Source organism: Rhizobium rhizoryzae, assembly GCF_011046895.1.
GTDB lineage: Bacteria > Pseudomonadota > Alphaproteobacteria > Rhizobiales > Rhizobiaceae > Neorhizobium > Neorhizobium rhizoryzae.
In genome coordinates, this window is record NZ_CP049250.1 from 1341434 (window position 1) to 1354622 (window position 13189).

General features: G+C 59.5%; 11 protein-coding genes. All 11 read left to right on the top strand.

The annotated features are described in order from the left end of the window. Positions 1-6 precede the first annotated feature (6 nt). The 11 genes from G6N80_RS12545 (at position 7) to G6N80_RS12595 (ending at position 13153) form a co-directional block, all read left to right on the top strand. The gene (locus G6N80_RS12545) at positions 7-882 is read left to right on the top strand and encodes a F0F1 ATP synthase subunit gamma (RefSeq protein ID WP_062556087.1); all 876 of its coding nucleotides are present in this window, start codon (positions 7-9) and stop codon (positions 880-882) included. A 21-nt stretch (positions 883-903) separates the two neighbouring features. Continuing rightward, complete coding sequence (atpD, locus tag G6N80_RS12550; RefSeq protein WP_062556086.1) at positions 904-2334, top strand: F0F1 ATP synthase subunit beta; 1431 nt, start codon at positions 904-906, stop codon at positions 2332-2334. A gap of 74 nt (positions 2335-2408) precedes the next feature. Continuing rightward, positions 2409-2816 (top strand): F0F1 ATP synthase subunit epsilon, encoded by a 408-nt coding sequence (locus G6N80_RS12555; RefSeq protein ID WP_062556085.1) that lies wholly within the window; start codon positions 2409-2411, stop codon positions 2814-2816. Positions 2817-3032: 216 nt separating this feature from the next. Beyond that, on the top strand, positions 3033-3965 hold the full coding sequence (locus G6N80_RS12560) for an L-lactate dehydrogenase (protein WP_165134180.1): 933 nt from the start codon (positions 3033-3035) through the stop codon (positions 3963-3965). Positions 3966-4049: 84 nt separating this feature from the next. Continuing rightward, positions 4050-4985 carry a LysR family transcriptional regulator gene (locus tag G6N80_RS12565; RefSeq protein ID WP_165134183.1) on the top strand — a complete coding sequence of 312 codons (936 nt, stop codon included), beginning with the start codon at positions 4050-4052 and terminating at the stop codon, positions 4983-4985. Positions 4986-5105: 120 nt separating this feature from the next. Then, complete coding sequence (locus tag G6N80_RS12570; RefSeq protein ID WP_165134186.1) at positions 5106-5585, top strand: formate dehydrogenase subunit gamma; 480 nt, start codon at positions 5106-5108, stop codon at positions 5583-5585. Further along, positions 5582-7138: a formate dehydrogenase beta subunit gene (locus G6N80_RS12575; RefSeq protein WP_165134189.1), complete on the top strand. Its 1557-nt coding sequence runs from the start codon at positions 5582-5584 to the stop codon at positions 7136-7138. Before G6N80_RS12570 ends, G6N80_RS12575 begins: the two co-directional genes overlap by 4 nt. Before the next feature lie 151 nt (positions 7139-7289). Next, positions 7290-10172, top strand: a complete 2883-nt coding sequence (gene fdhF / locus G6N80_RS12580) for a formate dehydrogenase subunit alpha (protein ID WP_165134192.1) — start codon at positions 7290-7292, stop codon at positions 10170-10172. A 6-nt stretch (positions 10173-10178) separates the two neighbouring features. Next, complete coding sequence (fdhD, locus tag G6N80_RS12585; RefSeq protein WP_165134195.1) at positions 10179-11003, top strand: formate dehydrogenase accessory sulfurtransferase FdhD; 825 nt, start codon at positions 10179-10181, stop codon at positions 11001-11003. Further along, entirely contained in the window at positions 10993-11337 is a 345-nt protein-coding gene (locus tag G6N80_RS12590) for a formate dehydrogenase subunit delta (protein ID WP_062556078.1), read from the top strand. Before fdhD ends, G6N80_RS12590 begins: the two co-directional genes overlap by 11 nt. 163 nt (positions 11338-11500) lie before the next feature. Next, positions 11501-13153: an OFA family MFS transporter gene (locus tag G6N80_RS12595; protein ID WP_165134198.1), complete on the top strand. Its 1653-nt coding sequence runs from the start codon at positions 11501-11503 to the stop codon at positions 13151-13153. Positions 13154-13189: the final 36 nt, after the last annotated feature.

Sequence of the window (13189 nt, forward strand, 5' to 3'; positions counted from 1 at the left end):
TAACGGATGCCTTCACTTAAGGATCTGAAAAACCGGATCGCCTCCGTCAAGGCGACGCAGAAGATCACCAAGGCGATGAAAATGGTCGCCGCGGCGAAGCTGCGCCGTGCGCAAGAGGCGGCCGAAGCGGCCCGCCCCTATGCGGAACGGATGAACCGCGTTCTTGCCGGCCTCAGCGCCGCCTCTGCCAATAGCGCAGAGGCACCGCTGCTGCTGACCGGTACCGGCAAGAGCCAGACCCACCTGCTGATCGTTGCCACGGGTGAGCGCGGACTGGCTGGAGGTTTCAACTCCTCCATCATCCGTCTGGCTCGTGACCATGCGCTGAAGCTTCTTTCGGAAGGCAAGACCGTCAAGATCCTGACTGTCGGCCGCAAGGGTAACGATATCCTGCGCCGCAGCTTCCGTGAGAACATTGTCGACTACGTCACGTTCCGCGAAGTCAAGCAGCTTGGCTTCGTACAGGCGAATGAAGTGGCCCAGAAGGTTCTGGCCCTCTTCAACGCCGGCGAGTTCGACGTCGCAACGCTGTTCTATGCCCGCTTCGCTTCCGTCATCTCGCAGGTGGCGACGGCGCAGCAAATCATTCCGGCCAAGTTCGATCAGGCGGAAGTGCCAGCGACTGCTGCACTTTATGAGTACGAGCCGGGCGAACAGGAGATCCTGGAAGAACTGCTGCCGCGCAACATCGCGGTGCAGATTTTCCGTGCCCTGCTGGAAAACAACGCTTCCTTCTACGGTGCGCAGATGTCCGCCATGGACAACGCGACACGTAATGCTGGCGACATGATCAACAAGCTGACCTTGTCTTACAACCGTCAGCGTCAGGCGCAGATCACGAAGGAACTCATCGAAATCATTTCGGGCGCGGAAGCGCTCTAAGGAACAAAGAGGGTAAGAATCATGGCTATCGCAACGGGCTCGTCCCTCGGCAAGGTGACGCAGGTTATCGGCGCCGTCGTTGACGTCGCATTTGATGGCGACCTGCCGCCGATCCTGAATGCGCTTGAAACAGACAACAATGGCAGCCGCCTTGTTCTCGAAGTCGCGCAGCACCTCGGCGAAAACTCTGTCCGCACCATCGCTATGGACTCGACCGAAGGTCTGGTTCGTGGTCAGCCGGTCAAGGACACAGGCGCTCCGATCTCGGTTCCGGTTGGTGACCAGACGCTCGGCCGTATCATGAACGTCATTGGCGAGCCAGTTGACGAAGCTGGTCCGCTGGACACGTCCACGCTCCGCGCCATCCACCAGGAAGCTCCGGCTTACGTCGAACAGTCGACGGAAGGCCAGATCCTGGTCACGGGCATCAAGGTCGTCGACCTTCTGGCTCCTTACGCCAAGGGCGGTAAGATCGGCCTGTTCGGCGGCGCCGGCGTTGGCAAGACGGTTCTCATCATGGAACTGATCAACAACGTCGCGAAGGCGCACGGTGGTTACTCGGTCTTCGCCGGCGTGGGTGAGCGTACCCGCGAAGGAAACGACCTCTATCACGAAATGATCGAGTCTGGCGTTAACAAGCATGGTGGTGGCGAAGGCTCCAAGGCTGCTCTCGTTTACGGTCAGATGAACGAACCGCCGGGCGCACGTGCACGCGTTGCTCTGACGGGTCTGACGATCGCTGAAGACTTCCGTGACAAGGGCCAAGACGTTCTGTTCTTCGTCGACAACATCTTCCGCTTCACGCAGGCTGGTTCCGAAGTGTCGGCTCTCCTGGGCCGTATTCCCTCGGCCGTTGGTTATCAGCCGACGCTGGCAACAGACATGGGCCAGATGCAGGAACGCATCACGACCACGACGAAGGGCTCGATTACCTCGGTTCAGGCCATCTACGTTCCTGCCGACGACTTGACCGACCCGGCTCCGGCAACCTCGTTCGCCCACTTGGACGCAACAACCGTTCTGTCGCGCTCGATCGCTGAAAAGGGCATCTACCCGGCTGTGGATCCGCTGGACTCCACGTCCCGTATGCTTGACCCGATGGTTGTCGGTGAAGAGCACTACGAAGTTGCCCGTAAGGTTCAGACGACTCTGCAGCGCTACAAGTCGCTTCAGGACATCATTGCCATCCTCGGGATGGACGAACTGTCCGAAGAGGACAAGATGACGGTTGCCCGCGCCCGTAAGATCGAGCGCTTCCTTTCGCAGCCATTCTTCGTTGCTGAAGTCTTCACCGGTTCTCCGGGTAAGCTGGTGGCCCTGGAAGACACGATCAAGGGCTTCAAGGGTCTGGTCAACGGTGAATACGACCACCTGCCGGAAGCTGCTTTCTACATGGTTGGCTCCATCGAGGAAGCCATCGAGAAGGCGAAGAAGCTGGCAGCTGCTGCCTAATGTCATCGACGGAAGGCGCGCCCTGATTGGGCGCGCTTCTCCATCCTGCATAACGCCCGGAGAAGTGGACCGTCATGGCCGACTCTTTTGATTTTGAATTGGTGTCTCCCGAGCGCCTGCTGGTTTCGGAAAAGGTGACGGAAGTCATCATTCCGGCAACTCTCGGTGAGATGACCGTATTGGCGAAGCATGCGCCAACGATGACGACGATCAAGCCAGGCGTGCTGACCGTCAAGCTGGTCTCTGGCCAGGTCAAGAAGTACGTCGTGTTCGGCGGGTTCGCGGACATTCTGCCTTCGGGCTGCACCGTGCTGGCGGAGTCTGCTGTTGCCCAGGAAGACGCAAATCGCGATCTCTTCCAGCAGCGGATTGAAGCTCTGCGCGCCGATATCTCGGATGCGCCCACGGATGAGCATCGCACGAAGCTCGAGCACATGCTGGCCGAACTCACGCATCTCAACCATTCGATTCTGCCTGGTTGAAGTGCGAAGTTGAGTCTGATTTTTGGAAAGGCGGTCCATTGGGCCGCCTTTTTCATTTGGACGGATCCGCTTTATTGGACTTTCGCCAGGTCAAGCGCGCTGGACTGTCGGTCGAGGATCGAGGCGGCTGCTGCCAGAGAAAGCACTATCCATCCTTTGGTTGTCATCTGCCGCTGTTCGTGTACCTATCCCCGTGGCCAGTATGAGAGGTAGGGCATGAAAGTCGGCATCGTGGGTGCAGGCATGGTCGGCAGTGCGGCAGGGTTTGCGCTCGCGCTTGCAGGAACCGCCAGCGAAATCGTTTTCGTCGATCAGAACCGCGCACTTGCGCTGGCGCAGGCAGAAGATATCTCCCACGCGACTCCGTTCCATTCGGCGACCAAGGTCACATCCGGTGGTTATGACGCGCTGGACGGCGCCGACATGGTCATCCTCGCAGCTGGTGTCAGCCAGAAGCCGGGTGAAACGCGTCTGGCCCTCCTCGAACGGAATACGGAGGTATTTCGTGTTGTCGTCGGCGCCGTGCTGGCTGTGGTTTCTGATCCTATCCTTTTGATCGCGTCGAACCCGGTCGATATCATGACGCATGTCGCAACACGGCTTTCCGGCCTGCCGAGAAGCAAGGTCATCGGGTCTGGAACCATTCTGGATACGGCGCGCTTCCGGAGCCTCATCGGCCGTCATCTCGGCATCTCCCCACAATCCGTGCACGCCTATGTGCTGGGGGAACATGGTGACAGCGAGGTGTTGACGTGGTCGAATGCACGGGCCGGTTCCATCGGGCTCAGTGCTTTCGCCGAACAGGTCGGCCGGCCTCTGACGCAGGACCTGCGTCAATCAATCGATCACGATGTCCGTAACGCGGCCTATCGCATCATTGAAGGTAAAGGATCAACCTATTACGGGATCGGTGGGGGCCTGGCCCGGATCGTGAAAGCCATAGCGCAGGATCAGCAGGCGATCCTATCTGTCTCGACCACCACAGACGTTGTCGAGGGCATCGAGAATGTCACGCTCTCCTTGCCCCGCGTCATCGGTCGGGCCGGGGTCCACCTTGATCTTCATCCCGACCTCGACGACGAGGAGAGGGAAGGGCTCAGGAGAAGTGCCGAGATGTTGAAGGATTTGTCTGGAAAGCTCGCATTGTAGCGCGAAAGCGGGGGCTTCTTCTGTTGTCGATCCTGACACCGTGTGGAACTGTTGCGTCAGCAAGCGAATGGGGTCCTGACAGGCATGATCGATAAGCTCGAATTCTTCATTGCTTTGGCCGGTGCTGGTCATTTCGGTCGCGCCGCGGAGGAGTGTGGGGTCTCCCAGCCCACACTCTCGGCGGCCATTCGCCAGCTTGAAGACCAGCTGGGCGTCATTCTTGTCGTGCGCGGTTCCCGCTATCAGGGCCTTACACCCGAGGGACAGCGCGTGCTGGAATGGGCGCGACGGATCGTCAGCGATACCCGCACCATGCGCGAAGAGATGCGGGCCGCGCGGAAAGGTCTCGCCGGTCATATCCGGCTTGCCGTCATTCCCACTGCGCTGGCCATGGTGCCACGCCTCACGGAGCCATTTCAGGCGCGCCATCCGGCAGTTACGTTCTCTGTCACGTCGCGCACGTCACTCCTGGTGCTCAGTCAGCTGGAAAATCTCGAGATCGACGCCGGCATCACATACCTCGACAATGAACCGCTTGGCCGCGTGACGACGGTTCCGCTCTATTCGGAGCGGTATCACCTGATTGCCGCAACAGGAACGCCACTGGCAGACCAGGAATCGGTGACCTGGAAAGAGGTTTCCGCTCTTCGGCTTTGCCTATTGACGCCGGATATGCAAAACCGCCGCATCATCAACAAGCACATGGCAGAAGCTGGTGTCTGGGCCAAGCCAACGCTTGAATCGAATTCGATGATCGTGCTGTTTTCCCATATCAGGACCGGTCAATGGGCGTCGATCATGCCGCGTAACGTCGCGGAATCCTTTGGTTTTCCGGAACAGATCCGAATGGTTCCGATCGTCGAGCCAGATGCCGAACATCTGGTTGGGCTGGTCGCAACGCATCGCGAACCACATACTCCGCTGGTCTCTGCCCTGCTGCACGAGGCGCGATTGCGCGCTGCAGCATTGGATTTCGATAGAAATCTCCTATCGAGCGACGGAAAGCCGTTATTGACCTAGTGTCGGCAAATTCGCCATTCTTCGCAAAAGACAAATATACGTCGTCGCAGATGAGCGAGCCGACTTAACAGGAAGCTCTCTGGAGCGACCTGGGTCTTGTCGGTTTGGGAGGACTGACTGATGAACATTCGTGCCGTTGCCGTCGATGAGGCAACACGGGTTTCCGAGATCGTTGAAAGCTGTCGCCATCTGGAAGGGCCGCTTCTTCCTGTTCTTCATAAGGTGCAGGCTGAATTCGGTTTCGTTCCCGAGAGTGCAAAGCAAATCATCGCCAAAGCTCTCAACCTGTCACGGGCCGAGGTTCACGGGGTCGTCACCTTCTACCACGATTTTCGCGATCATCCTGCCGGACGGCATACGCTGAAGCTCTGTCGCGCCGAGGCTTGCCAGTCGATGGGCTGCGAGTCTCTGGCGGAGCAGATCAAGGCAAAGCTGGGCGTTGATTGGCATGGGACGACTTCGGACGGTGCGATCACGCTTGAGCCGGTCTTCTGTCTTGGCCTTTGTGCGCAGGCGCCTGCCGCGATGCTGGATGGCGATGTCTATGCCCGCCTGGACGAAGACTGTCTTGGCGAAATCCTGACGGAGGCGCGCCGATGAGTGTCACCGTTTTCGTTCCTCGCGATGCTGCCGCCCTGGCTGTTGGTGCTGACAGGGTTGCTGCGGCAATCGAGAAGGAAGCTGCCGCGCGCGGCGTGGATGTCCGCATCGTCCGCAACGGTTCGCGCGGCATGCTGTGGCTGGAAGTTCTGGTGGAGGTTCGCACTTCCAAGGGCCGTATAGCCTATGGACCGGTGAAAGCTTCCGATGCCGCATCTTTGTTCGATGCGGATTTTCTGAGTGGCGGCGATCACCCGCTTTGTCATGGGCTGACCAAGGAAATCCCGTTCCTCAAAAGCCAGACGCGGCTGACATTCGCCCGCTGTGGTGTGACGGATCCATTGTCGCTCGAAGACTACCGGCATTACCAGGGCATGAAGGGTCTGGCCAACGCGCTTGCCATGGCGCCTGCAGATATCGTGAAACAGGTGACCGATAGTGGCCTGCGTGGTCGAGGTGGTGCAGGCTTCCCGACCGGTATCAAGTGGAAGACGGTTGCAGATGCTGTCGGCGACCAGAAATACATCGTTTGCAATGCAGACGAGGGTGATAGCGGCACGTTCGCAGACCGGATGATCATGGAAGGGGACCCCTTCGTCCTGATTGAAGGCATGGTGATCGCGGGCATAGCGGTCGGAGCGACCAAGGGTTACATCTATACCCGGTCCGAATATCCGCATGCGATTGCGACCATGAGCGAGGCAATCGAGGTCGCCCGCCGGGAAGGCATTCTTGGCTCGTCGGTGTTAGGATCTGCTTACGCATTCGACATGGAGGTGCGCGTTGGGGCCGGTGCCTATGTCTGCGGTGAGGAAACATCCCTGCTGAACAGCCTGGAAGGCAAGCGAGGCGTCGTACGTGCCAAGCCTCCATTGCCAGCGCTTCAGGGCCTGTTCGGCAAGCCCACTGTCGTCAACAATGTTATGTCCCTTGCATCGATCCCGGTCATCATGGATCGGGGCGCCGCCTTCTATCGTGACTTCGGCGTCGGTCGTTCACATGGGACGATCCCGATCCAGCTCGCCGGTAACCTGAAGCATGGCGGGCTTTACGAGACCGCGTTTGGCCTGCCGCTTGGCCAGCTGATCAACGAAATCGGTGGCGGCACGATCTCCGGGCGTCCGGTCAAGGCCGTTCAGGTCGGCGGGCCTCTGGGCGCCTACTTCCCGCCTTCGCTCTTCGAGACAATTTTCGATTATGAGGCTTTTGCGGCGGCAGGCGGCCTGATCGGTCATGCTGGTGTCGTGGTTTTCGATGATACGGCGGATATGCTCAAGCAGGCGCGGTTCGCCATGGAGTTCTGTGCGGTCGAAAGCTGCGGCAAGTGCACGCCCTGCCGCATCGGCTCGACGCGTGGCGTCGAGACGGTCGACAAGATCGCGCGCGGCATCGAGCCGGAGAAGAACAAGGTGCTGCTGGAAGATCTCTGCAACACCATGAAGTTCGGTTCGCTCTGTGCACTTGGCGGCTTTACGCCTTACCCGGTCATGAGCGCGCTGACACATTTCCCGGAGGATTTCGCACCTGCACCGGTGAGGGAGGCGGCAGAATGAGTGACGGTTCTACTTCGTCATCCTCGGGCCTGTCCCGAGGATCTACCGAGCTTTCCACGCGGGTAACGTTCCCGGCTGAACCGGCTTTCAATATTCAGACGCAGCAGATCCTCGGGACAAGCCCGAGGATGACGGCGGAAAGGTAAGCGCCATGCCCCTCGTTCCTGAAATCGATTACGGTACACCCGCATCCAGATCCAGAGAGATGGTAACGCTGACCATCGATGGTTGCGAGGTCACGGTGCCAGCCGGAACCTCCATCATGCGCGCCTCCATGGAGGCCGGTATCCAGGTGCCTAAACTCTGCGCGACCGACATGGTCGATGCATTCGGATCCTGCCGCCTCTGTCTCATCGAGGTGGAGGGCCGCAACGGCACCCCCGCCTCCTGCACGACGCCCGTTGCTGCCGGACTTGTGGTTTACACGCAGACGGAGCGGCTGAAGGCGATCCGCAAGGGCGTGATGGAGCTCTATATCTCCGACCATCCGCTGGACTGTCTGACCTGCGCCGCCAATGGTGATTGCGAGTTGCAGGATATGGCGGGCGCTGTGGGTCTTCGCGACGTGCGCTACGGCTATGAGGGTGAAAATCACGTCAAGGCGCGCTCGGCGGTGGGCGAGGTCAACGCGCAATGGATGCCGAAGGACGAGAGCAATCCTTATTTCACCTATGACCCTTCCAAGTGCATCGTCTGCTCTCGCTGCGTTCGCGCCTGCGAGGAAGTCCAGGGTACGTTTGCACTGACGATTGAAGGTCGCGGCTTCGATAGCCGCGTCTCCCCCGGCGCACATGAGGCGTTCCTATCGTCGGAATGCGTATCCTGCGGTGCCTGCGTACAGGCTTGCCCGACGGCGACGCTGACCGAAAAATCGGTGATCGAGATCGGCCAGCCGGAACATTCGGTTGTGACCACCTGCGCCTATTGCGGTGTAGGCTGCTCCTTCAAGGCTGAAATGCGTGGCGAGGAACTGGTGCGCATGGTGCCGTGGAAGGACGGACAGGCCAATCGCGGTCACTCCTGCGTCAAGGGTCGGTTCGCCTATGGTTACGCAAGCCACAAGGACCGTATCCTCAACCCAATGATCCGAGAGAAGATCTCTGATCCTTGGCGCGAAGTGACATGGGAAGAAGCCTTTGCCCATGTGGCGTCCGAATTCCGTCGTATTCAGTATCAGTACGGCCGCGAATCCATTGGTGGCATCACATCGTCGCGCTGCACGAACGAGGAAACGTACCTCGTTCAGAAGCTGATCCGCGCCGGTTTCGGCAACAACAATGTCGATACTTGCGCCCGTGTCTGCCATTCGCCAACCGGTTATGGTCTGGGCCAGGCCTTCGGTACATCGGCGGGCACGCAGAATTTCGACAGCGTCGAGCATACGGATGTTGTGATCGTCATCGGCGCCAACCCAACAGACGGTCATCCGGTTTTCGGTTCGCGCCTCAAGAAGCGCCTTCGTCAGGGCGCGAAGCTGATCGTCATCGATCCGCGCCGTATCGATCTCGTTCGCTCTGCGCATATCGAAGCCTCCTATCACCTGCCGCTGAAACCCGGTACCAATGTGGCAGTGCTGACGGCGCTTGCGCATGTCATCGTCACCGAAGGCCTGTTTGAAGAGCGGTTTATTCGCGAACGCTGCGATTGGTCCGAGTTCGAGGATTGGGCAGCCTTCGTCTCCGAAGCGCAGCATTCTCCGGAAGAGACAGAGAAATTCACTGGTGTGCCGGCAGAAGACCTGCGTGGAGCCGCGCGTCTTTATGCCAAGGGTGGCAATGGCGCGATCTATTACGGTCTCGGCGTGACTGAGCACAGCCAGGGCTCAACCACCGTCATGGCGATTGCCAACCTTGCCATGGCCACGGGCAATATCGGTCGTCCGGGCGTGGGCGTTAACCCGCTGCGTGGCCAGAACAATGTGCAGGGCTCCTGCGATATGGGCTCCTTCCCGCACGAGCTTCCCGGTTATCGCCACATCTCGGATGATGCAACCCGCGAGACCTTCGAAAAGCTCTGGGGCGTTACGCTGAACAACGAGCCGGGCCTGCGCATTCCGAACATGCTGGATGCCGCCGTCGAAGGCACGTTCAAGGGCATCTATATCCAGGGCGAGGATATTCTTCAGTCTGACCCGGATACCAAGCATGTGTCTGCCGGACTGGCGGCCATGGAATGTGTCGTCGTGCACGACCTTTTCCTGAACGAGACCGCCAACTATGCGCATGTCTTCCTGCCGGGTTCGACCTTCCTGGAAAAGGATGGCACATTCACCAATGCCGAACGTCGTATCAACCGCGTACGCCGAGTAATGACGCCAAAGAACGGCTATGCGGATTGGGAAGTAACCCAGAAGATGGCTCAGGCCATGGGCTTGAAATGGGCCTACAGTCACCCGTCTGAAATCATGGACGAGATTGCGGCCACCACGCCAAGCTTTGCCGGTGTCTCCTATGCCTATCTGGAGGAAAAGGGCTCGGTCCAATGGCCTTGCAATGAGAAGTTTCCCAACGGTTCCCCTATCATGCATGTGGACGGATTTGTGCGCGGGAAAGGTAAGTTCATACGAACGGAATATGTGGCGACGGATGAACGCACCGGCCCGCGTTTCCCGCTGCTTCTCACCACCGGCCGCATTCTCTCGCAGTACAATGTCGGTGCGCAGACGCGGCGTACGGCCAATGTCGTCTGGCATGAGGAGGACCTGCTGGAGATCCATCCGCATGATGCCGAACAGCGTGGCATCAAGGATGGTGACTGGGTCAAGCTTGCCAGCCGTGCAGGCGATACTACGTTGCGGGCGCTGATTACGGATCGTGTTGCGCCGGGCGTCGTCTATACCACCTTCCATCACCCGACAACGCAGGCCAATGTCATCACCACCGATTTCTCGGACTGGGCAACGAACTGTCCAGAATACAAGGTCACGGCAGTGCAGATCTCGCCGTCCAACGGGCCAACGGAATGGCAGGAGGAATATGAGGAACTCAGCCGCAAGTCACGCCGGATTGCCGGCAAGCTGGAAGCGGCGGGGTAAGCTTTGATGGTGGGAGAGACGAGCCGCAGGATAGGCGCATTGAGCTTCCGGCAGGGGCGGCTTTCCGAAGCCTCCCGTCTGGTGCCTGAGGAAGTTCCGGTTGCCTTTTCCTATGGCGGATCCACCCATGCGGTCATGATGGCGACCCCGTCCGATCTGGTGGATTTCGCCTACGGTTTTTCGCTGGCGGAGGAGATCATCCGCTTAAGCGAGGACATCGTCGCCGTCGAGAGTGTCGAAGCCGGTGCTGGCATCGATGTCCAGGTCACCCTGAAGGACAGCACTGCCGATGCGCTGACCGCGCGCCGGCGCAAGATGGCGGGCCCGGTTGGGTGTGGTCTGTGCGGCATCGAATCCATAGAGCAGGCTGCGCGGCAGGTCGCGAAGGTTCCGGAACCCTTGCCATGGCTGTCCGCCGATCATGTTGCCTTGGCAGTGCGAATGCTTGGCGACGCCCAGAAACTCAACCGCGGAACACGCGCAGTGCATGGTGCGGGTTTCTATCGCCCGGCTCGAGGATTGATAGCGTTGCGGGAGGATGTCGGTCGGCATAATGCGCTCGACAAGCTTGTTGGTTCCATCGTCCGCGAAGGCGAGGCGGCGCGCGATGGCGCCGTGGTGGTGACCAGCCGTCTGTCGGTGGAAATGGTGCAGAAGACGGCCATTCTTGGCTGTCCGGTTCTCATTGCGATTTCCGCGCCCACAGCGCTTGCAATCGATACGGCAAATGAAGCGGGCATGACCCTGATTGGAATTGCCCGGGGAGATGAATTCGAAGTGTTTACGAGGCCCGATCGTTTCATGTCCGGGGAGGCTGCCCATGTCGCTTAATCACACCGATGAAAAGCTGGTTCGGATGGCGAACCAGATCGCGACCTTCTTCCTGTCGCAGCCGGAAGAGGTGCGGGTGGATGGCGTTGCCACCCACATCAACAAGTTCTGGGAACCGCGTATGCGCCGCCGGTTCTTCGAGATGATCGACCAGGGCATTGGCGGATTTCTTCCGCTCGTCGTCCAGGCCTCCTCGAAGATCAAGCGGCCAAACGCTGCCACTACAAATGCTGTCGGCCTCGGCCAGGATGCGGCTCATGGCGCACCTGGAGGTCGCGGACCGATTGCCGGCGAATCCCTGTCGGAACCAAGTATTCCGGCGGGCTCTACCTGACTTTTCCCTGGTGATATCCGCAGTGGGGATTGCGGATCGGGGAGCAGGCTTCCGAAGCCATAGACGAGCAACGTAGTGCGTATCGTCACATCATCCGAACCGGCGCACGGGCGTGTGCCGGATCGATATTCTTTGTTCTGACATTGCAAGGGAGGTTTTCGCAATGGCGGTAGCAGGCGTAACTGGCGGAGGCGTGGCGCAGGCCGGTCTTCTTGATCGCGAGCGGATCATCGCTCAACCGGGTTTCAATCGATGGCTGGTTCCGCCAGCCGCTCTGGCCATTCATCTTTGCATCGGAATGGCCTACGGCTTCAGCGTCTTCTGGCTGCCGCTCAGCAAGGCGCTACCGACGACCGATCCAAGCTGCTCGACGCTGACCTTGGCCGGAGCGCTATTCACCACCGCCTGCAACTGGCGCGTAGCTGATCTTGGCTGGATCTACACGCTGTTCTTCGTGCTGCTCGGCTGCTCGGCCGCTATCTGGGGTGGCTGGCTGGAACGAGTCGGTCCGCGCAAGGCGGCCTTCGTATCGGCCTGCTGCTGGTGTGGCGGCATTCTGGTTGCTGCCATGGGCGTCATGTTCCATCAGCTATGGCTCATGTGGCTTGGTGCCGGTGCCATCGGCGGCATTGGCCTCGGTCTTGGCTACATTTCGCCGGTGTCCACTCTCATCAAGTGGTTCCCTGATCGGCGTGGCATGGCGACCGGTATGGCGATCATGGGTTTCGGCGGCGGCGCGATGATTGGCGCACCCTTGGCCAACCTGCTGATGGCCTATTTCAAGACGGATGGTTCAGTGGGCGTCTGGCAGACCTTCGTCGTCATGGCCCTTATCTATTTTGTCTTCATGATGGGCGGCACGTTCGGATATCGTATTCCCCCGGCTGGCTGGCGTCCTGAGGGCTGGACCCCGCCGGTGGCAAAAAGCTCGATGATCACGACCCGCCACGTTCACCTGCGTGATGCACACAAGACCAAGCAGTTCTGGCTCATCTGGGCCGTGCTCTGCCTCAATGTGTCGGCAGGCATCGGCGTTATCGGCATGGCTTCTCCCATGCTGCAGGAAATCTTTGCGGGTTCCCTGATCGGTCAGCCAGGTGTTGCGTTCGCCCAGCTCGACGCGGCGCAGAAGGCGCAGATTGCCGCAATCGCCGCGGGCTTTACCGGTCTTCTCTCGCTCTTCAACATTGGCGGTCGCTTCTTCTGGGCCTCGATGTCCGACAAGATCGGTAGAAAGAACACGTATTTCTGCTTCTTCATTCTCGGCATCGTGCTCTATGCACTGGCTCCCACGCTGGCCATGATGGGCTCCAAGGCGCTGTTCGTTCTTGCCTTCGGCATCATTCTGTCGATGTATGGCGGCGGTTTCGCAACCATCCCCGCCTATCTTGCCGATATCTTTGGAACGCAGTTCGTTGGCGCAATCCATGGACGCCTCCTGACCGCCTGGGCGACGGCCGGCATCGTTGGTCCGGTCGTGGTGAACTACATCCGTGAAGCGCAGATCGCCGCTGGCGTGGCACCGGGTCCGGCGCTCTACACCAGCACCATGTACATCCTCGCAGGCATGCTGGCACTCGGCCTCGTAGCCAATGCCTTTGTCAAGCCACTGTCTGACAAGTGGTTCATGTCGGATGAGGAAGTCGCATCGCTTCAGGCGAAGTCGGCGGCAGCCAATGCTGGCCCCACCGGCTCCTTCGGGATTGGCAAGGGCGGGCTGGATGCCAAGGCCATGCTTGCCTGGGCGGCGGTTGGCCTTCCGCTTCTGTGGGGTGTTTGGGTAACGCTGAGAAGCAGCTTCGCGCTGTTTGGATGAGGTTCCGAAGACACGTCGTGCCAGCGAGACCGAGCA